General features: G+C 69.7%; 16 protein-coding genes. 5 read left to right on the forward strand and 11 right to left on the reverse strand.

All coding sequences use genetic code 11. The features are described from left to right. Positions 1-5 precede the first annotated feature (5 nt). The 6 genes from AB0E94_RS02400 to AB0E94_RS02425 form a co-directional block, all read right to left on the reverse strand. Positions 6-2,789, reverse strand: a complete 2,784-nt coding sequence (locus AB0E94_RS02400; RefSeq protein ID WP_360321260.1) for a PQQ-dependent sugar dehydrogenase — start codon at positions 2,787-2,789, stop codon at positions 6-8. 12 nt (positions 2,790-2,801) lie between these two features. Next, positions 2,802-3,962, reverse strand: coding sequence for a ThuA domain-containing protein (locus tag AB0E94_RS02405; RefSeq protein WP_360321263.1), 1,161 nt, complete (start codon positions 3,960-3,962; stop codon positions 2,802-2,804). Then, complete coding sequence (locus AB0E94_RS02410; RefSeq protein ID WP_360321266.1) at positions 3,959-6,679, reverse strand: glycoside hydrolase family 95-like protein; 2,721 nt, start codon at positions 6,677-6,679, stop codon at positions 3,959-3,961. The genes AB0E94_RS02405 and AB0E94_RS02410 overlap by 4 nt, the downstream gene beginning before the upstream one ends. A gap of 132 nt (positions 6,680-6,811) precedes the next feature. Further along, positions 6,812-7,483: a FadR/GntR family transcriptional regulator gene (locus AB0E94_RS02415; protein ID WP_360321269.1), complete on the reverse strand. Its 672-nt coding sequence runs from the start codon at positions 7,481-7,483 to the stop codon at positions 6,812-6,814. A gap of 108 nt (positions 7,484-7,591) precedes the next feature. Beyond that, positions 7,592-9,796 (reverse strand): tetratricopeptide repeat protein, encoded by a 2,205-nt coding sequence (locus AB0E94_RS02420; RefSeq protein WP_360321272.1) that lies wholly within the window; start codon positions 9,794-9,796, stop codon positions 7,592-7,594. A gap of 66 nt (positions 9,797-9,862) precedes the next feature. Continuing rightward, the gene (locus AB0E94_RS02425) at positions 9,863-10,948 is read right to left on the reverse strand and encodes a glycoside hydrolase family 19 protein (RefSeq protein WP_360321275.1); all 1,086 of its coding nucleotides are present in this window, start codon (positions 10,946-10,948) and stop codon (positions 9,863-9,865) included. A gap of 135 nt (positions 10,949-11,083) precedes the next feature. Between AB0E94_RS02425 and AB0E94_RS02430 the strand changes: the two genes are divergently transcribed. The 3 genes from AB0E94_RS02430 (at position 11,084) to yidC (ending at position 12,536) form a co-directional block, all read left to right on the forward strand. After that, the gene (locus tag AB0E94_RS02430) at positions 11,084-11,392 is read left to right on the forward strand and encodes a TM2 domain-containing protein (RefSeq protein ID WP_360321278.1); all 309 of its coding nucleotides are present in this window, start codon (positions 11,084-11,086) and stop codon (positions 11,390-11,392) included. A 9-nt stretch (positions 11,393-11,401) separates the two neighbouring features. Next, a complete protein-coding gene (locus AB0E94_RS02435) occupies positions 11,402-11,683 on the forward strand; it encodes a DUF6412 domain-containing protein (RefSeq protein WP_360321281.1) in 282 nt (93 codons plus the stop codon). Between the two features lie 70 nt (positions 11,684-11,753). Continuing rightward, entirely contained in the window at positions 11,754-12,536 is a 783-nt protein-coding gene (gene yidC, locus AB0E94_RS02440) for a membrane protein insertase YidC (protein WP_360321284.1), read from the forward strand. Here the strand turns inward: yidC and AB0E94_RS02445 are convergent. After that, positions 12,520-13,680, reverse strand: coding sequence for a site-2 protease family protein (locus AB0E94_RS02445; RefSeq protein WP_360321896.1), 1,161 nt, complete (start codon positions 13,678-13,680; stop codon positions 12,520-12,522). The two genes, yidC and AB0E94_RS02445, sit on opposite strands and share 17 nt — an antisense overlap. Before the next feature lie 116 nt (positions 13,681-13,796). Between AB0E94_RS02445 and AB0E94_RS02450 the strand changes: the two genes are divergently transcribed. Next, a complete protein-coding gene (locus AB0E94_RS02450) occupies positions 13,797-14,357 on the forward strand; it encodes a suppressor of fused domain protein (RefSeq protein WP_360321287.1) in 561 nt (186 codons plus the stop codon). On the opposite strand, the gene AB0E94_RS02455 is transcribed toward AB0E94_RS02450, so the two are convergent. Beyond that, positions 14,352-15,161, reverse strand: a complete 810-nt coding sequence (locus AB0E94_RS02455) for a phosphotransferase (RefSeq protein WP_360321290.1) — start codon at positions 15,159-15,161, stop codon at positions 14,352-14,354. The genes AB0E94_RS02450 and AB0E94_RS02455 overlap by 6 nt on opposite strands. Beyond that, positions 15,158-15,814, reverse strand: coding sequence for a TetR/AcrR family transcriptional regulator (locus AB0E94_RS02460; protein ID WP_360321293.1), 657 nt, complete (start codon positions 15,812-15,814; stop codon positions 15,158-15,160). The genes AB0E94_RS02455 and AB0E94_RS02460 overlap by 4 nt, the downstream gene beginning before the upstream one ends. An 83-nt stretch (positions 15,815-15,897) precedes the next feature. Here AB0E94_RS02460 and AB0E94_RS02465 point away from each other — a divergent pair, with 83 nt between their 5' ends. Further along, on the forward strand, positions 15,898-17,325 hold the full coding sequence (locus AB0E94_RS02465; RefSeq protein ID WP_360321296.1) for an MFS transporter: 1,428 nt from the start codon (positions 15,898-15,900) through the stop codon (positions 17,323-17,325). A 237-nt stretch (positions 17,326-17,562) separates the two neighbouring features. Here the strand turns inward: AB0E94_RS02465 and AB0E94_RS02470 are convergent, their stop codons facing one another. Beyond that, complete coding sequence (locus AB0E94_RS02470; RefSeq protein ID WP_360321299.1) at positions 17,563-18,429, reverse strand: metallophosphoesterase; 867 nt, start codon at positions 18,427-18,429, stop codon at positions 17,563-17,565. A gap of 140 nt (positions 18,430-18,569) precedes the next feature. Next, complete coding sequence (locus tag AB0E94_RS02475; RefSeq protein ID WP_360321302.1) at positions 18,570-20,858, reverse strand: serine/threonine-protein kinase; 2,289 nt, start codon at positions 20,856-20,858, stop codon at positions 18,570-18,572. Positions 20,859-20,946: the final 88 nt, after the last annotated feature.

Raw genomic sequence — 20,946 nt, forward strand, 5'->3', positions numbered from 1 at the left:
GCCGATCACGGTTGCAGGTCGAACCTCTCCCACGGGCCGATCGCCGTCCGGTTGGCGATCAGCGACTGCGCGCCGCCGCCCTCCGCGGTGACGTACCGCGAGTTGACCCCGGCCCGCAAGCTCTCCGAGCCGTCGGCGTTACGGATCAGGGCGAAGGTCTCCCACGGCCCGACCGCCGCCCGGTTGGCGATCAGCGGGTTCGCCCCGGCGTTGTCCGCGGTCACATAGAGGTTGGTGGCCCGCGACCGCAGCGCGACGTTGCCGCCGCCCAGATCGATCACGTCGAACCGCTCGGTGGCGCCCGCCGTCGCCTTGTTCGCGATCAGCGGGGTCGTCGCGTTCGCGGCGCTGACGAACTGGTTGTTGACCAGCGCCCGCAACGTCGAGCCGCCGTCGCTGTCGAAGGTGAACGCGTCCAGGTCGAACAGGTTCCCGGCGCCGCCCTTGAAGACCAGGTAGAGCTGGGTGGCGCCGGTCGGCAGGCCGGTCAGGGCGGCCGTGACGTTCACGTAGTTCTCCCACCCGCCGGTATTGGCGACGGTGGCCGTGCCGTGCAGCGGGCCGGTGGCCGAGCCGCTGCGGACCTCGATGGTGCCTCCCGCGCCCGCGGACGCCACCCGGGCGGTGAACCGGGTCGCACCGGACAGGGCGTAGGGCTGGAACGAGATCCAGTCGTTGTTGTCGATGAACCCGGCGACCGCGCCACCCTCGGCGGTGGCGTGGTTGGCGACCTGCACCCCACCGGACTGGGTGCCGAAGTGCTCACCCTGCCGGTGCCGCGGTTGCAGCGTTCGCTGGCTGGTCGAGGTCAGCCCGCCGTTGTCGGTGTACGACGCGACGAACACCCCGTAGATGTTGGCCGCGTTGTCGTGCTCCCCGTCGGCCGGCACCGTCAGCGTCCCGCTGCACCCGGTCTTCGACGTGATCTGGTGCGCATGACTGTCATGACCGAGCAGGTACGCCACGGTCACCCGCGAGCAGTCGATCGTGCCGTCCTCCGGATCACTGGCCGACACCGTGAACGGCACCGTGTCCCCGAAACTGAACAGCGTCCCGTCGGCCGGCACGGACAGGTTGACCGTGGGCGCCGAGTTGCCGACGTTGATCACCACACTGGCGGTGGCCGACAGCCCGGCCGGATCGGTCACCCGCAGCGTCGGCGTGAACCGCCCGTTCGTGCCGTACGTCTTCGTCGGGTTCGCCGCCGTCGACGTGGTGCCGTCGCCGAACGTCCACAGGTAGGTCAGTGCGCCACCCTCCGGGTCGGAGCTGCCGGCCGACGAGAACGTGACGGTCAGCGGGCTCGGGCCGGACGTCCGGTTCGCCGCGGCCACCGCGATCGGGCTGCGGTTGCCGCCACCGATGTACTCGATCCGGTACAGCGCCTGGTTGTTCGACCCGGTGCCGTAGTCCAGGACATACAGTGCGCCGTCCGGCCCGAACGCCATGTCCATCACCTGGGTGCCACTCCAGGGGAAAGCGCTGATCTCGCCGTACGTCCCGTTGCTGTTGACCGTGATCGCCTTGATCCAGCGGCGGCCGTACTCGCCGGCGAAGTACCGGCCGTCCAGCGACTGCGGGAACTTCACCGCCGAGTTCAGCGCCGGGTCGTACCGGTAGACCGGCCCGCCCATCGGCGACTCCGAGCCACCGCCGAACTCCGGAGGTGTGAAGTCGAAGCCGTACCGGATCCAGGCGGGTTTTGCGGCCGGCAGGGTCGCCTGCCCGGTGTTGCGGAAGGAGTTGTTGGCCGGCCCGCCCGCGCAGTTGAATTTCGCCTGCGACGGCCCGGACGGGAAGGTGTACTCGTTGTAGGTCTCGGCGGTGGTGTTGTTGCCGGTGCAGTACGGCCAGCCGTAGAAGCCGGGCGACGTGACCCGGTTGAACTCCACCTGCCCGCCGGGTCCACGGCTGGCATTGGCGGCCCCGGCGTCCGGCCCGTAGTCGCCCAGGTAGACGATGCCGGTCGGCTTGTCCACGCTCATCCGGAACGGGTTGCGGAACCCCATCGCGTAGATCTCCGGCCGGGTGTTCGGCGTTCCCGGCGCGAACATGTTGCCCGCCGGGATCGTGTAGGTGCCGTTGGCCTGCGGTTTGATCCGCAGCACCTTGCCGCGCAGGTCGTTGGTGTTGGCCGACGAGCGCTGCGCGTCGAACTGCGGATTGCGGTTGGTCCGCTCGTCGATCGGCGTGAACGCGTCCGACTCGAACGGGTTGGTGTCGTCGCCGGTGCTCAGATACAGGTTGCCGGCGGCGTCGAAGTCCAGGTCACCGCCGACGTGGCAGCACTGCCCGCGGTCGTTGTCGACGGTCAGCACCACCACCTGACTCGCCAGGTTGATCGTGTCGTCGGCGTTGAGGGTGAACCGGGACAGGTTCAGATGCCCCTTCCACGCGGTGAAGTCGGCCGCCGTGCCGGTGGTCGGCGCGTCCCCGGCCGGGGTGCTCAGCGGCGGGGAGTAGTAGAGGTAGATCCATCTGTTGGTGGCGAAGTTCGGGTCGACGGCGACGCCCTGCATGCCCTCCTCGTCGTGGGTGTAGACCGGGATGTTGCCGGCCACCCGGGTGTTGCCCGCGGCGTCGGTGACGCGGACCGTTCCGTTGCGGGCAGTGTGGATCACCGAGCGGTTCGGCAGCACGGCCAGCGACATGGCCTCGCCGAGCTCGGCGGATCCGGTGGCCAGGGCCACCTGCTGATAATCGGCGGGGGGTACGGGGTCGGCGGCCACCGGCGCGGGAAGGAGCACCGCGACCAGGACGGAGGCAGCAAGGAGCCGGGGAAGACGCATCGGGTGTTCCCTTCAGCCGGTGACGAGGTCGAACTTCTCCCAGCCGCCGATCGCGGCCCGGTTGGCGATCAGTGGCGCGGCGCCCGCGTTCTCGGCCGTCACGTACCGGCCGTTGACCTGGGCGCGCAGGCTCGTCGTCCCGTCACTGTTGGTGACCAGGACGAACGTCTCCCACGGCCCGGCCGACGCCCGGTTGGCGATCAGCGGCGCGTTGCCGCTGTTCTCGGCGCAGACGAACAGGTTGGTGGCCCGCGACCGCAGGGCGACGGTGCCCGGCGACAGCGTGACGATCTCGAACCGTTCCGCGGCGGTGCCGGCCGTGGTGGCGCTCGCGATCAGGCTGGTCGCACCGGCGGTGACGAACTTGCCGTTGGCCCGCGCCCGCAACGCCGTCCCGGTGGGCACCGGGGTGGTCCGGGGCGTGCAGTCGGCCGCCACCGCGCCCCCGGCGAACTGGATGCCGCCGAGCAGGACCCGGGTGAAGTTCGGATCGGCGTACGACTCCTCGGTGTGCCCGAGACCGGTGTAGAACGACCGGCCCCCGCCGTAGTTGTGGCACCAGGTGATCGGGTGGTCGCCCATCGACCCGCCGGAGTAGCTGGACTCGTCCAGGTTCATCAGCACCCGCACCCGGGCCCGCGGACTGGCCCGGTAGTTGTACCACTCGTCGGTGCGGATCCAGCGTTGCGGCAGGTGGGCGGTGGCGACGTTGGCGGTGTCCTCGACCCGGACGGCCGCCTGCTGGGTGGCCGGATGCGACTGGAAATACGCGCCGACCAGCCCGCCGTACCAGGCCCAGTCGTATTCGGTGTCGGCGGCCGCGTGCACGCCCACATAACCGCCGCCGGCGGCGATGTAGGACTGGAACGCCGTCTGCTGCGCTGCGTCCAGCACGTCGCCGGTCGTGGACAGCCAGATCACCGCCTGGTACTGCGCCAGGTTGGCCGCGGTGAACTGGCCGGCGTCCTCGGTCGCGGTGACGGTGAACCCGTTCTGGGCGCCGAGCTGCCGGATCGCGGCGATGCCGTTCGGGATCGCCGAATGCCGGAACCCGGCCGTCTTCGAGAACACCAGCACCTTCGTCACCGGTGCCGCGACGGCCGCCACCGGCGGGGTGGCGGTGACCGCCAGGGCCACGCCGAGCAGCAGCGCCGTCAGTCGTCGCCCTCTCATCCGGTCACCAGCCAGAACTTCTCCCACGGCCCGATCGCGTCGCGGTTGGCGACGAGAGCAGCCGCACCGCCGTTCTCGGCGACCACGTATTTGCTGTTGACCGTGGCCCGGAGACTGATCGTGCCGTCGCTGTTGTTGACCCGGGCGAACGTCTCCCACGGCCCGACCGCGGCCCGGTTGGCGACCAGCGGGTTCGCGCCCGCGTTCTCGGCGCACACGTACTGGTTGTTCGCCCGGGATCGCAGCGCCACGTTGCCGCTGCCCAGGTCGACCACGTCGAATCGTTCGTTCGCTCCGATCGAGGTCGCGCTCGCGATCAGTGGCGACGTCCCGGACGCGGTCACGTAGTTGTTGTTGGCCACCGACCGCAGCGCGTACCCGGCCTGGGGTGGCTGCCCGCCGCCGGTGCCCAGCGTGGACGCCGTACCGCTGAGGGCTTTGACGCCGTTGTTGGGTGAGGCGGTCAGCGTGGTCGCGGTGTAGGCGCTGAGCGGTTTCGCGGTCCGCTCGATCACGTAGGTGGTGTTCGCGGCGGTGGCGAAGGTGACCTCACCGGCGGCCGTCGTGGTCAGGACCGTGTTGTCCGAGGCGCGCCGGACCCGGATCTCCTGGGTGCCCCACGGGTTCACCACCCGGGCCGGTTTGCCGTGCAGGCTGCGCAGACCGACATACTTGGTCTCGTTCGCTTCCCGCTCGGCGCTGACCAGGAAACCGTCCTTGGCGGCCAGGGTGAACTTCCCGACGAAATTCGCATCCGACGGTACGGCCGGGAAGACCCGGATCTTGTCGTTGTACGACTGCATCAGCGACTCGTTCATCGCGGCCAGGTGGATGCCGAGGTACTCCAGGACGCCGTTGGTGTTGGTGGTCATGCCGTTCGGGTGGTTCTGGTATTTCTGCAGCATGGTCCGCATCCCGGCGAGCGCCTGCTGGCCAAGCCCGAGGCGGGCGGCGTGCACGTGGTCGTTGGACCAGACGTTGCCGTACGGGTGCGGCCGCACGTTGAACGAGTTGATCAGCGTCTGGGTGTCGGAGTAGCCGATGCCGCTCAGGTCGTACGGCCAGACCAGCTCCAGCACCGGGTTCTCGTTGTTGCGGGTCTGCGAGATCGGCGGGTCGTGCGGCAGGTAGGCGCCGTTCTGGACCTGGTACGGGGCCAGGTTGTTCAGCACGTCCTGCCAGCCGGCCCGCAGCCCCGAGTCCAGCCCGAGCTGCGTGGAAACCTCGATGGCCAGCGGGAACAGCTTACGGATCGCGCCCAGGTCGGTGATCGCGTTGCGCTGGTCCCAGTACGTCTCGTGCACGTTCGAGCTGGCCATGTAGTACTGGGCGCCGTTACGCGACAGCCGGTTCTGGTAGAACCGGGCCGACTCCTTGATGAACGGGTAGGCGACGTCCCGCAGGTAGGCGGCGTCGTTGGTGTACCGGTAGTACAGGTACATGTTGTACGCGGCCTCGAAGCCGGTCGAGTACAGGTCGTTGACGTAGTCACTGTTGATCGTGCCGCGGGCGTTGCCGTCCCAGCCCATCGTCTCGGGCACCCACAGCGAGTCCGAGCCGTACCGGGTCTGGGTGTAGGCGCGCAGCGCGGTGTAGTTGCGCCCGTAGAGGTTGTTGAACGTACGCATCAGCTCGGGGTGGTTGGAACTGTAGAACGAGTTGTAGACGTCGCGCTGATTCCAGTACCAGTAGCCGTTGCTCCACTTCGAGTTGTCCTGGGTGGCCCGGAACACGCCGTTGATGAAGTGGACCGGATAGTTGCCGTACCCGCCCGCGGCGATCATGTAGGTGGCCAGGTAGTAGACGTTCTCCAGGTAGTCGGCGTCCGACCCGCCGGTGTTGTACTGCACGAACGACTTCGCCCAGAAGTCGTGCCACCAGTTCTTGTAGTTGGTGAGCGTGGTGGCGTACCCGGTCTGCTTGACCGCGGCGAGCTGGTCGCGGGCCGCCTGCACCGAGTTGCGGTTCGGCGCGTTGACCCGGCTCGCCGCGGTGAACCAGATGGTGTAACTGCTGGCCGGGGTGATGGTCAGCCGGACCCGGGTGCCGTTGACCACCTGGGAGGTGAAGGCGGTGCCCTCGACCGTGGCGGCGAGGGTGTATCCGAATCCGTTGGCGTCGGTCTGGCCGCGGCTCAGGCCCACGCCCGTGGAGTCGGCGAAGGTGGCGGCCTGCCGCCAGGTGTTCAGGTCGGGCACGTCGGCGATGTTCTGCACGGTGTTCAGGTCCCAGAGGCTCAGGTCCAGTCCGACCGTGGTGGATCCGAAGCCCTCGACGCGCAGGCCCATCACCTCGGAGTTCGGCGAGCCCAGCACGGTGACCGTGCGGTTGCCGGAGTACCTGGTGGTGAGCGTGCCGTCGTAGAGCGACAGGCGTGACTGGGTGCTGGCGCCGACCCCGGTGAGGTTCACGTTCCCGGCGGCGTAGGTGGACTGCTGGGCCAGGTCCACGCCGGACACCTGCATGGTGAGACCGTTCTGGTCCCAGGCCATCGCGCCGGTCCGGCCGTTGCCGACGGTGAGTCCCTTGACCGGGTCGGTGTTCGACGAGTTGTAGACGACGTCGTGCCGGGAGAGGTAGGAGGCGTAGTCGACGTTGAGGGCGCCGGTGCCGGAGTTGAACGCGGCGTCGGTGGTGGACGCCTGGGCTGGGGGCGGGACGGCGAGAGTGGCCGCCAACGTGAACAGGGCGACGGCCAGGGATGAACGCACCTTCATCGGGTGAGTCCCTTTCGGTGGGAAGGGAGGGGTGCCGCAACATGGATTTAACATCCGATGTTTGACACGGTCAATCGATGAAAGTGAACTAACTTTGCAGTTCTGGGCGGCTAGACATCCGATGAATGACGATCAGAGGGCGCGGCGGAGCCACTCCTCGACACCGGCGATGTGGATCGTGGCCCAGGACCGCGCCAGCTCCGGCCGGCGGGCGGCCAGCGCGTCATGGATGGCCTGATGCTGCTCACGGGTCCGCTCGACCGCGCCCTCCTGGGTCAGCCCCCGCCACACCCGGGCCCGGCTGGTCGGCGCGGACAGCCCCTCGATCAGCGAACACAGCACCCCGTTACCGGCGCCAGCCGCGATCTGCCGGTGGAACTCCAGGTCGTTGGCGACCAGCGCATCCAGAGTCGGGTCGGGCCCGAGCTCGTCGAGCAGCGCCTGCAACTTCCCGATGTCGGAGTCGGACATCCGCTCCGCGGCCAGCGCCGTCGCCGCCGGCTCCAGGATCCGGCGCACCTCGAGAAACTGCAGCACGGTGTCGTCGCGATGGAAGTCGACCACGAAACTCAGCGCGTCCAGCAGCACACCCGGATCGAGGCTGGTCACATAGGTGCCGTCACCCTGACGTACGTCGAGCACCCGGATCATCGACAGCGCCCGCACCGCTTCCCGCAGCGAACTGCGCGACAGCCCGAGGCGAGCGGCCAGATCGGCCTCCCGCGGCAGTCGGTCCCCGGGCCCGAGCTCACCCGACGTGATCATGCTTTTGATCTTCCCGATCGCATCATCGGTAAGCGCCACGCGTCATCTCCCGTCGATGCGAACAGACCAGCTCGCCCCGACCATACCGCCGCCATCCGGTCGCGAACCCGCCCTACCGCACCAGCGACTCCAGGCCAGGGCATAGGACTAGTGGTGCATGCGTTTCCGGCGCTGCAGCGCCAGCGTCTTAGCTCGTCCGGCAAGGGCTAGCTCGGCATCACCGGTATCCGCAAGCTCCCGGCTGATGGCTAGCAATTCTTCGTACATCGCCAATGCCCGATCGAACTGCTCGAGCTCGAGCATCGAATCGGCGCTCTCCGCCAATGCCCCCGCCAGGAGGGTCCGGTCACCGATCCGACGCAAGATGAGGAGGGTCTGTTCGTGATGACCGACGGAGTCTTCTGTCCGGCCTTCGGCGGCAGCGACAATTCCGAGGCCCGAATGGGCAGCAGCCTCGCATCGGCTATCGCCGAGCCGCAGAGCTAGGGCCAGCGCCCGGTGGAAGGCGTCCACCGCATTCGGGTAGTCCCCTGCGTAGAAGTAGATGTTGCCGATGTTGTGCAGGAGCCGTCCGTGCAGCAGCTTGTCGTCGGCGGCGAGTGCGTGCCGGGCAGCCTCCTCGTAGAAAGGCAGGGCGGTGGCGCGTTCGTCATGCCAGAAGGCGATCAGCCCGAGCAGTACCAGACAGAGTGCCTGGCCGCGCTCGTCACCGGCCGCACGAAGTTCGGCGAGCCCACGCTTGGCCAGGTCACGTGCCTCTTCTATGCGGCTGTGCCGGAATTTGGCCGCCGCGAGATTGTGCAGCGCGATTCCGCGGGCTCGGTGGTCGACAGCGGCCTCCACAGCGGCACCGTGCACCAGCGTTGCCTGAGCCTGTAAGTCGGTCACATCGAGGTGTCTGAACATGATCTCCGACAGGTCGGTCGTCTGTTCTGGGTGGCCCTGCTTGGAGGCGGTGAGAGCCAGCCGGACCAGGGTTGGCACCTCGGCAGCGAACCAGGTCTGCGCGGCTGCCGCGTCGGGCAGACCCGGTACCGTGACGTCGTCGCCGGGCGGGAACCGGCGAAGGGTGTGCTGCAGCGTTGGGTAGGCCGTCGTGGCCGCCGAAGCCGAGGCGGCCCGGTAGTAGCCGAACAGCCGGAGTCGGGCGGCGTCATCCTCGCCTGTGGAGGCCGACAGGTCCAGCGCGTAGAGGCGCAGTAGATCGTGGAGTGCGTAACGGCCCCGGCCGCGAGCTTCGACCAGGTTGGCCCGGCCCAGCTCGGCGAGAAGCTTCTCGGCGGTGGCTATGTCGTGGCCGGTCAGCGCGGCAAGGGCATGGGCGTCGAAGTCAGGTCCGGGGTGTAGCCCGGCCAGGCGAAATGCCCGCCGGGCGCTTTCGCTGTATAGCCCTTGATAGGACCATGAGAAGACTGTTCGCATCGCGCCCTTTGGGTCACCGGCGGGGCTCAGCGCCTCCAAGGCCTGGGCATCGGCCAACTCCCCAGCCAAATCGGCGAGCGTCTGCCGGGGCTGGTCGTAGAGCAGCCACGCCGCCAGACGCATGGCCAGCGGAAGCCCGGCGCAGTAACGGGCCACCACCATCAAGGCGTCGGCGTCGTCTCGTGCGCGCGGGCCGATCAGCGTCGCCAGCAGCGACTGGCAGTCCTCGTCGGACATGCGCTCCAGGCGGATCTCGGCGAGAGCCAAATCACCGCCAAGTCGGCTGCGGCTGGTCACCACGGCCCTGGCCGGGCCGGGGCCGGGAATCAGTAGGCGGACTTGGTCGGCCGTCGCTGCATTATCCAGCACCAGGAGGATTTTTCGGTTTGCGATCAGACTGCGGTATTTCGTGACTCGGGCATCGAGTGTTGTGGGGACGGCGGTGCGATCCACGCCGAGTCCCTCAAGGAGGAGACCCAACGCCTTCGCGGTGGTGACCGGCCGATCCGGATCATAGCCGCGCAGGTCGACAAATAACAGACCATCTCGGAATCGGTGGCGCCGGCGGTACGCCCAGTGGACGACAAGGGCTGTCTTGCCCACTCCGGCGGTCCCTGAGATCAACACCGCGCCGTGACGTTTCAGCAGTTCGCCGAGGCGGCCCAGGTCATCCACCCGGCCGTCGAAGCGAGAATGGATCGCCGGCAGTTGGGCCGGGCGTGACACCGTGGCTGTGGTCGTCTCGCGATGACGCAGATGCGCGAACACAGCGAAGGTCGTCGCGAAAAGGCCGACCTGCATGGCGAGGATCGATGAGATCTGGTCGCCGAACTCGAGGCCGTTCAGGAAATACAGCGCGATTACCGCGCCGTCGACGATGACGAGCAGGGGAACCGCGACTCGAAAGATTACCGACCGTCGCCGTGCCATCGCTCAATGGTAGGGCTTTGGTCAATGCGTGGGCCGGTCGCAAGCGACCGGCCCACGACGGGTGAATCAGCAGTACAGGTTGCCGCCCGGGGCGACGCCCAGGATCGACGTGAAGCGGTTGTACGCGTCGACGCGGCTCTGCACCTGCGCCGGGTTGCCGCCGTTGCATTCGAGGGAGCCGTTGATGCTGCGGATCGTCTCGCCGAAACCGCGGCCGTTGACCATCGCGTCGTGCGGGGTCATGGTGCCCGGCCCGCGCTGGGTCATCCAGTACCAGACGGCGGTCTGGTAGGCGACCGACGACTCGTTCTTGACCCGGTCCGGGTTGTTGAGCAGGTCGATGCCGAGCGCGTCACCGGCTGCCTTGTAGTTGAAGTTCCAGCTCAGCTGGATCGGGCCGCGGCCGTGGTAGGCGCTCTGCCCGGCCGGGCAGCCGTAGGGCTGGCTGCGGTCGCAGTAGAGCGGCCAGTTCGCCTGGTTGATCTCCTCGACGTAGACCAGACCGCCCGACTCGTGGTTGATGTTGGCGAGGAAGGCGGCCGCCTCCTGCTTCTTCACCGTGTCGCTGCCGGTGGTGGTGAACGCCGGGTACTTCTTCACGGCATCGATCAGGCCGGCGTACGAGTAGAACGCGATCCGGTTCGGGAACATCTGGTTGAACTGCGCCTCGGACACCGGGAAGCTGCCCGGGTTGGTCGGCGGGTTCGTGGTGCCGCCGCCGGTGCAGGTGTACGGCGACCAGTACCAGGTGCTGATCACCGGGTCGTAGCCCGGGTTCTCGTTGGTGGCCCGGTAGTACAGCCCGTTGGTGTAGCGCACGATCGACCCGGCCGGGTAGAACTGCCCGGCCACCCAGTTCGGGTAGTTGCAGGTGGTGGGCGGGTTGGTGGTGCCGCCACCGCAGGCGCCGTTGTCGGCCCACACACCGGAGCCGCCGGTGCTGGGCGTCTCGCCCTGGGTCCACCACTTGGCGGTCCAGTTGCGCCCGCTGTAGGAGGCCCGCTGCCCGCCGGTGTAGACGGCCGAGTTGTTGTACGCCGCGACGCAGGCCTCGGCGGCGCTGGACGCGGTCATCGGCAGGATCGCCGCGGCGGCGCCGGCCACCGCGACACCGATCGTGGCCAGGATGGATAACACCCGTTTTCTGGGCATGCTTCACCTTCCGTGCGCCGGGGGACGCATGGTGCGAGAGGGATGAGAGGTATATCGATTCGACTAGATACCGAGACCCGGCGTCAAGATATCTGTTAAGAAAGTTCAGAAATTATGTCGGGCTAAGATCCGCCGGTGACCGCCGCCGAACCACTACCCGAGTGGGAGCGCCTTCGCGTGCTCCGGGCCGAGCACGAGTTCGCCTCGGTCCGCAAGGAGACGCGGGTGGCGTACATCCTCTGGGGGTTGACCGGTTTGATCGGCGGCCATCGCTTCTATCTCGGTGACACGTGGCGGTCGGTCGCGATGCTGTTCACACTCGGCGGCCTCGGCGTCTGGACGCTGGCCGACGTATTCTTCGTGGGGCGGCGGGTGCGTGCCGTCAACCGCGACCGCCGGGCAATGATCATGGCGAGGTACGGGATCCTCGACAACGGGTGTTAGGTTGTGCCGGTGAAATGGTGGGACGCGCTCTGGCGCCTGGTCAGCATGCTGGCCGAGGCCACCGGCACGTCCGACCTGGCCGGTGGCGCGAGCGCCCTGGTCGGCGTGGTCCTGATCGCCGTCCTGGCCCGCGTCCTGCTCTCCCGCCCCACTCCCGTGGCCGACGCCCGGGCCGCCGGGGGAGCCCTGCGCACCCGCTCCGAGCGCGCCGGAGTGCCCCGCCACCGTGATCCGGATGCGTCCGGGCGCACCCGCCCCCGAGGACCGACAGCGGCCTTCGCGGCCGCCTGACCTCGCTGCTGCCCGCGTCGGGTGGCCGCTGCCGATCATCCTGTCGACAGCTGCCCCTGGGGGTTCCACCATGTCCGCCATCTACTCCATGATCTCCGCCGTGCTCCTGTTCTGGCACTCCGCCTGGGACGCCCTGCTCGGCGATCCGCACGGCCTGAGCACCGACTGGGCCTGGGTGCTCGGCATCGTCTTCCTGGTCCTGACCGTCCGGGTCGCCCTGTTCCCGCTGTTCCTGCGCCAGGTCCGGTCGCAGCAGGCCCTCCAGCGGCTCCAGCCGAGGTTCCGGGAGCTGCAGGCCAAGCACAAGGGCGACCCGCAGTCGCTGCAGCGTGAGCTGACCGAGTTGTATCAGCAGGAGAAGGTCAGCCCGTTCGGCGCGTTCCTGCCGATGCTGATCCAGATCCCGATCTTCATCGGCCTGCTGCACGTGCTGCGCCACCTCAACCCGGCCATCTCCGACGTCGCCACCCGTACCCTCTACGGCTGGTCGGAGACGCAGTTCCTGGACGCGTCGGGCGCCCACCTGTTCGGCGCGCCGATCGCCTCGACCTTCCAGTCCGGCGGCGCCGTGCAACTCGTAGCAGGCGTGCTGATCCTGCTGATGGTCACCACCACGTTCCTGACCAGCCGGATGTCGATCCTGAAGACCGGCTGGTCGGAGAACCCGCAGCAGCGCACCGTCCAGCGGATCATGCTGTACGGCATCCCGCTGTCGCTGCTCGCCTCCGGCCCGATCTTCCCGGTCGGCGTGATCCTCTACTGGACCACGCAGAACCTGTTCGCCCTCGGCCAGCAGATCTGGCTCAACCGGAGGTATCCGGCGGCGACGGCCCTGGCTACGACAACCGGATAGGGTTCACCACGTCGGCGGTGATGGTCAGCAGCATGACCGCGCCGCCGACCAGGACCAGCGCCATCGTGACCGGGTAGAGCCTGGTGAAGTCGATCGGCCCGGCCGCCGGCAGGCCACGCAGCCGGCGCAGCGCGTCCCGGGTCCGCTCGAACCAGATCACCATGATGTGCCCGCCGTCCAGCGGCAGCAGCGGCAGCAGGTTGAACACCGCCATGAACAGGTTCAGGCTCGCCAGCAGCAGCAGGAAGATCTCCCACAGGCCACGCTCGGCGGCCTCCCCGCCGAGCCGGCTCGCGCCCACCATGCTGATCGGGGTGTCGGCGCTGCGCTCGGCGCCACCGATCGCGGCGACCACCGCGGGCAGACGCTGCGGGAAGGCTGCCAGCTGATCGAAGGTGCGGCCGAACATGTCACCGGTGAACGCCAGCGTGGCGCCGGCCGCGTCCACCGGACCGTACGTCAGGTAGGCGGCCGGGGCCTGCGGGGTCGCCCCGATCATCCCGACCTCGGCGCCGTCGCGGGTCACCCGCGCCACGTCCACGGTCAGGGTCAGCGTTTCGCCGCTGCGCCGCACGGTCACCGCGGTCGGCCCGGCCGCCGCCTGCACGGCGGTGAGCACGTCGGACCAGAGCGGGGTGGCCGTCGCGCCGACCGCTGTGATCCGATCACCCGGCCGGATCCCGGCGTCGGCGGCCGGGCACGTGGTGGCGGGGCAGGTGGTGGCCGCGACGACCGGCTCGGCCACCGGGTTCAGGTTCGGCAGGCCCATGCTGACCGCCATGCCGTACAGGATCGCCATCGCCAGCAGCACGTGGGTGAACGCGCCGGACGCCATCACCACGGTCCGCTTCCACGCCGGCTGGCGCCACATCGCGCGCGGCCGCTCCTCGGGGGTGAGGTCGTCGAGCGTGGTCATGCCCGCGATGTCACAGAATCCGCCGATCGGCAGGGCCTTCAGGCCGTACTCCGTGTCGCCGGTCCGGTGTCTCACCCGGAAGGAGAACACCGTCGGGCCACGGCCCACGAAGTACCGCCGCACCCGCAGCCCGAACGCGCGGGCCGACAGCAGGTGCCCTGCCTCGTGCAGCGCGAGGGACAGACACAACCCGGCGACGAACAGCGTGACCCCGATGACGTATGCCAGCACGCGGCGATCGTACGCCGGACCGGCCGCGTAGTATCGCCCCGCCGGAGCGAAGGGATGATCATGGGCGGCCCGCCCACCTGTAACTTGTTCCTGAGCTTGGAGCGGAGACCGACATGCCTGCACCCGCGATTCTCCGCGACGTGTTCCTCACCTACCGTGAGCGCGACGGTGAGGAGGACGAGGGCTTCCTCTTCGAGGACCCCTACGGTCCGCTGCCCCGGCTCGACGTGTTCGTCTACCGGTCGCTCGACCTGACCACCTTCGCCACCATCGGCATGGCCGCCCAGCCGATGCCTTCGGCCCCGGGACCGGGCGGGGGAGGCCGGGCCGAGCTGCGCCTGGCCCGGCGCGGCCGGTTGCAGCGTTCCGAAGAGCATGCGGTCGCGGTACGGCTGGCGAACCTCGCCGTGCACCCGTTCCTCACCGGCGACCAGCTCAACTGGGGGCACATGATCGGGCTCAGCGAGGAGTTCCCGGCCTTCCCGGGCCGCCGCTCGGTGTTCCTGTCCGGCCCGCTGTCCCCGGAGGCCCTCGACTACGTCCGCACCGGCGAGGGCGCCGTCCGCATCCTCAACGTCGTGCCGATCACCGACGCCGAGCGCGAACGCGGCCGCCTGATGTCCCCGCTCGTCTTCGCCGAGTCCCTGCTCACCCAGCGAGACCTCTGGTCATAGCCGCCCGATGTGGGTGATCTGCCAGCTCAGGTCGGGCGGCGTGCCCGCGGCCAGCTGCTCCTTGAGGCCGAAGAACATCCACGCCCGGTAGACCGGCCGGATCATCTCCAGTTCCAGCTCCGACAGTGGTCGCACCTCCTGGTAGCCGCGTAACACCTCGTCCTGGTACCCGCGCCAGGACAGCACGAAGTCGGCCACCTGGAACGTGTGATGGGCGGCCTCGAAGTCGATCAGGCCGGTCAGCCGGCCGTTCTCGTACAGCAGGTTCCAGGGGGCGAAGTCGCCGTGGATGACACTGCGCGGCACGTCCGGCTCGGGGTGATCGGCGAACCAGATCACCGCGGCGTCCCGGCAGCGCCGCAGAATCCTGCCCTCCTCGGGTTTCGACCTTTCGTGCACGCGTAGCCAGTGCTCCAGCTCCGGATCGCCGACCACCTGGGCCGGCGACGCGAAGCCGCCACGCTGATCGCTGATGCCGGTCTCGGCGGCCGCCGCATGGAACTCGGCGAGCAGCCGCCCCCGCGCCCGCTGCTCGGCGGGCCCCCGGTCCTTCGGCGTTCCAGGGAGTCGTTCGAACAACATCCATGCCCCATCCGGTACGACCAGCGGCTCCTCGATCGGATCAGGGGTGGGCCAGCCCAGCGCTCGCAGTGCGGCGGCCACCCGTAGCGGGTAGCGCCAGTCGCGCTCGGTGAAGAACTTGACGATCACCGGGACCCCGTCGCGGTCGGCGGCCCAGGTGCCGTTGACCCGCTCGGTGAGCGCCCGCCGGTTCGCCAGCCCCCATCGGGACCACGGCGTCACCGTGCCGATCCGATTCCGCTCAGGATCAGGTCGATGCCGACCAGGAACTGCTCGCGGTCGTCGTGATCGCCCATCTGGCCGGCCGCCGAGCGCAGGAACGGGAACTCGGCCGGATCGAGGCTCGCCCAGATGGCGGCCTCGGCGCCGAGCAGCTCGGCCCGGCCCCGGCCACCCACCCGGGCCCGCGCGTTCGCCGCGTTCTGCCCGGCGACGCCGAGGATGAAGCTGAACAGCGTGGACGTCGCGAAGAACTGATGTTCCTGCGGCATGCCGAGCGCCTGCACCTGCTGCCCGATCCGCTCGATGATCCGCATCGACGCCGACCGTGACGCCAGCCCGCCCAGCTGCCCGCCGATCCACGGGTGGTGGTCGATCGCGTCGAACATGCCCAGCGCGATGGCGCGTACCGCATCGCGGGGTGTGGTGTCGCCTTCGTCACCTCGCAGCACGTCGGCGAGGACGGCCTGGGTGGCGGCGGCGAGCAGTTCCTCCTTGTTCGCCACGTGCCAGTAGATCGCCCCCGCGCCGGTCTTGAGCCTGGTGGAGAGCGCGCGGAAGGTCAGCGCGTTCTCGCCGCCGTCGTCGAGCATCGCGATCGCCGCTTCGACGATGCGGTCCCGTGAGAGGCCGTCCTGACCGGTCCTGGTTGCCATGTGCCCATCTTGACATGTCTGGAACAACGTTCCAAGCTTGCTTCTGGAACGACGTTCCAGCGATATCGAAGAAAGGTCCGCATATGAGCGCAATCACCCTGGACAAGCCGGCCGGAGCAGGCTCCCTGCGCGCCGTCTGGCCCGCCATCCTCGGCCTGTCCGTCGTCTTCCTCGTCGAGATGCTCGACAACTCCGTCCTCAACGTCGCCCTGCCGACCATCGCCCGCGAACTGCACGCCTCCGCCACCGACCTGCAATGGATCACCTCCGGCTACTCGCTGCTGTTCGGCGGCCTGATGATGGCCTTCGGCGCCATCGCAGACCGGTTCGGCACCCGCCGGATGATGCTCATCGGCCTCGTCCTGTTCGCCCTGGCCAACCTCGCCGTCCTGATCGTGCACACCCCCGGCCAGCTGATCGCCGTCCGCGCGCTCATCGGCATCACCGCCGCGATGACCGCCCCCGGCACCATGGCCCTCTGCTTCCGCCTCTTCGACGCCGAGAACCTGCTGATGCGGGCCACCTCCCTGATCACCACGGTCGGGCTCGTCGGCCTCGCGATCGGTCCCACCGTCGGCGGCCTCGTCCTCCAGGTGCTGCCCTGGCAGACCCTGCTCGTCATGAACGTGCCGATCGCCGTGCTCGCCATCCTCTGCATCCGCGGCGGCATCCCCGCCGACGACCCGGCCCAGCGCAACACCTCACCCCTCGACCTGCCCGGCGCCCTGCTCGGCACCGTCACCATCGTGCTGGCCCTGTGGACCGCCACCCTCGCCGTCGAAGAGGGCTGGAGCCACGCCACCCCGTGGCTGGCCGGCCTCGGCGCGCTGACCGCCGCGATCGTCTTCGTGATCCACGAACGCCGCACCGCCCACCCGCTGTTCGACTTCGCCCTGATCAAGCGGCCCGCCGTCTCCGCCAGCCTCGCCTACGAAGCGGCCATGGGCCTCGGCATGGCCGTCATCGCCTTCAGCGTCTCCCTGCAACTCCAGCTCGTCTGGGGCTGGACACCCGCCCAGGCAGCCCTCGGCAACCTCCCGCAGGTCATCGTGATGCTCGCGATCGGCCCGTTCGTCGAGAAGATCGTCACGAAGCTCGGCACCCAGCGCGCCGCCCGCATCGGCGCCGCCGCCGTCATCACCGGCCTGCTCGTGTACGCCCTGCTCGGCCGCTACGACTACGTCTGGATCGCGGTCGCGCTCGCGCTCACCGCCGCCGGCATGCGCGTCGTCGCCACCATCGCCGGGGTCACCGTCATGCGCGGGCTGCCCGAAGACCAGACCTCCACCGGCGCCGCCCTCAGCGACACCAGCCAGGAGGTCGCCGGCAGCATCGGCATGGCCGTCACCGGCACCATCGTGGCTGCCGCCCTCACCGGTTCCCTTTCCGACATCACCAGCGGTACGGCCTCCGCCCACGCCTTCGAGAACGCCGTCACCACCGCGACGCTGGCCCTGACCGCCATCTGCGCCGCCCTGGTCACGTGGGCCGCCCGCCGTGCCCGCACCTGACCACCCACGCCGCCCGACTCGCTGTCGCCACACCGCACGACCGGGCCTGGTGTCGCCACGCCGATCGGCCGAACCTGGTGCCGCCAGGCCGTGCGGCCGGGCCTGGTGGCGGCGCGCCGATCGGCCGGGGCCGGTGTCGCCGCGCCGTGCGGCTGGGCCTGGTGTCGCCACGCCGTGCGGCCGGGCCCGGTATCGCCGCGCCGATCGGCGCCGCGGCAGGCCGACGCCCCGGGAGCGTCACTCCTCGCTGGTCACGTCCTGCCCGGACCCGGTGTCGACCAGGTACACCTGCTCGCCCGCCCGCGGATCACGCGCGTGCAACGTGTGGAACACCGGCGAGAACGGCCCGCCCAGGTCGACGACCGTTGCGCCTGCGCCGAGCACCCCGCGTACCAGATGGGGAGGCGCGGTCAGATCGATCCGGGTTACCACCCCCGGCGTCACCCACACCGGGATGCCGGCCAGGAAACCCGACAACTGCGAGTGGTAGTGCCCGCACAGCACCGCCCGGACATCACTGCCGGCCAGCACCTCGGCCAGCCGCTCGCCGTTCTGCAGGTTGACCCGCGCCATCGACGGCGACGCGCCGGTCACGATCGGCGGATGGTGCAGGGCCACGATCGAACCCGCCGGCGCCGGCTGCGACAGCAGCCCACACAGCCAGGCCAGCTGCTCCTCGTCGACGAATCCGTGCACCGAACCGGGAACGAGACTGTCCAGGGTGATGATCCGCAGCCCGGACACCTCACTGACCGCCGTCCGCTGCGGCCCCGGCGATCCGAGATCCACGCCGTCCGGCCCGAGATGTGCGCTTCCGAAGACCTTCGCGAACGGCTCCCGGGCATCGTGATTACCGGTCGTGTACACGTGCGGGATGCCGCGCTCCCGGGCGAACGCGCCGACCCGCTGCAACACGGCGGCACACCCCTCGGCCGACCCGTCATCGGCGATGTCCCCGGTGACCAGCACCAGGTCGAGATCCGGTACGAACCGCGCGTCGTGCAGGATCCGGTCCAGCGAGCCCGCCGCGTCGACCCCGTCCTCGTCGAAGCCGGAACCTGTGACGTGCGTGTCGGACAGATGCAGAATGCGATGGGTGATCACGGGCAGCTCCTCATCCAGTGATGGATGAGCACCCAGGCGGTCGATGCCCCCGACGTCACTCCCCGGTGGTGACCCACCCGCGCCAGTCGTGTCCGCCCAGGCTAGGCCGGTGGGGGAGCCGGCGGCAAGGCGATTCGGGGTCAGCCCATCCAGGACGCGTCGAACAGGGTGACGTCGCCGTACTCCAGCCGGACCGCGATCAGGTACCTGCCGTCCGGGGTGAACCGGGCCTGCGACGGCACGAACCCGGCCCATGCGGCGCGGGCGACGACCGACCGGGTGCCGAGGTTCCAGATCCGCAACGGCTTGGCGACCAGCCACCCGCCGTCCGGGCTGAACGCGACGAAGTCGGTGCTGCTGTCGGTCTTGCCATCCAGTGCGGCGGTCCGCTTGCCGGTGCGGACATCCCACAGGTGAACGCGGGCGCGGGTGGTGCCGGTGGCGACGGTACGCCCGTCCGGGCTGAACACGGCCGTGTAGGCGGGGTCGTCGTGGGCCAGATGCGTGCGCCGCCGTGAGGCCACGTCCCACAGGGTGGCCCCGGCGATCCCGGCGGCCGCGATCGTCCGGCCGTCCGGGCTGAACTCGACCGTGTTCAGCCAGCCGCCCCGGCCGTTGGACAGGGTGCCCAGCGATCTGCGGGCCGGGACGTCCCACAGGGTGACCTCGCCTTCCCAGTGTGCGGCGGCGAGCCGCCGGCCGTCCGGGCTGAAGTCCAGGGCGGACACCGGGTCGGGCCCGGTCAGGGTGCGGCCCGACGGCTTGCGGCCGGCCACGTCCAGCAGCTGCAACCGGCCGTCCTTCCCGCCGACCGCCAGCAGGGTGCCGTCGGGGCTGAGCGCCACCGACCAGATGTCACCGACCGACGTGGCCAGCGGCCCGCCGAGTGACCGGGGACCGGCCAGATCGAAGAACCGCACACTCTGCCGGTCATGCGTGACCAGGACCTTCCCGTTCCGGCTCACCGCGAAGTCCCAGGTCTCGGCGATCCCGGATGCCAGCACGAACGGGTCCGTGGCGATCGCACTCGCCGCCACCGAAGGCCGCGCCCCCGCCGTGGCCGGAACAGACGGCGACGACCCCGTGGACGGCGTCGCCCCCAGCAGCGGCTTGAGCACGCCCGGCCAGACAGCGGCGACCGTACCGGCCACGGCGAGGACCACGAGCACGACGCCGACACTCACCCGGCGCCGCCAGCGCCGCCGGACCCGAACCCCGGCAACAGGCGCGCCCGGCCCGCCCGTTTCGGTTGGCCCGCCTGTTTCGGCTGGCCCGACAGGTCCGCCTGGTCCAGCCGTTTCGGTTGGCCCGCCCGTTTCGGCTGGCCCGCCCGTTTCGGCTGGCCCGACACGTTCGCCTAGCCCAGCCGTTTCGGTTGGCCCGGCCGTTTCAGTTTGCCCGTTTGTTTCGGTTGGCCCGTCTGGGAAGGTTTCGGATCGGGCGGGCGCCGCGTCATCGGCCGGAGCGGTGGACCGGGCCGCCGGGCGGTGCTCGGTCGTCGCGGCGAGGGTCGGCGGCGGCGCGACGACCGTCGGCGGTGTGTCAGCCACGGCGGAAGTCGCACCCGAGGCCATCGTGGACCGTGGCCTCCGGCGCCACCACCGGGGCGCGCGACGCTGCACGGGCGGCGCGGCCACCGCTTCCAGGAGCCGCAGCGCCTGCTCGGCGCCCAGACGCCCAGCCGGATCCTTGACCAGCAAACCTTTGATCACCGGCCAGAGCCGTCCGGCGTGGGCCGGTGGATCGGGTCGGCTCGCCAGAACGGCGGCCAGGGTGGACGGGGTGTCGTCCCGGCGAAACGGTGAACGTCCGGTCGCCGCCGTGTACAGGGTCACCCCGAGCGCCCACAGATCGGCGGCCGCCGTCACCGGCTTGCCGTTGATCCGTTCCGGCGACAGATATCCGGGGGAGCCGACCAGTTGCCCGGTGGCGGTGAGCGCCGTGGCGTCGTCGACGGCCGCGATCCCGAAATCGGTCAGCATCACCCGGTCACCGTCGAGCAGGATGTTGGCCGGTTTCACGTCCCGGTGCACGACACCGCCGCGATGGGCGGCCCGCAACGCGAGCAGCACCTGCCGTCCGATCTCGGCCACCCGCCGCTCGGGCAGGAAGCCGTGGTCCTCGATGGCCCCGGCGAGGGATCGTCCGTCGATCAGCTCCATCACGATCCACGGCCGGTCCGCCTCGGTGACCACGTCGTGCACGGTCACGATGCCGGGATGCCGCAGCCGCGCGACGGCCTGCGCCTCCCGCAGCGCCCGCCGGACCACGGCCGGTGCCGGCGGTGCGGTCTCCTCGCCGGGAGACCAGATCTCCTTGATCGCCACGTCCCGGCCCAGCAGGGTGTCGTGGGCCCGCCAGACCGCACCCATGCCACCGCGCCCGAGCAGCGCCAGCAGCCGGTAACGGCCGGCGACCACCCTCTCCATATCGACGAACTTACCGCTCCGGCGCTCGTCCTCAGCGCCACGAAACGGACCGATCTGTCCCGATCAGCCGACCTCGGACCGAGCGGCA

Source organism: Actinoplanes sp. NPDC026670, assembly GCF_040638175.1.
Lineage (GTDB): Bacteria > Actinomycetota > Actinomycetes > Mycobacteriales > Micromonosporaceae > Actinoplanes.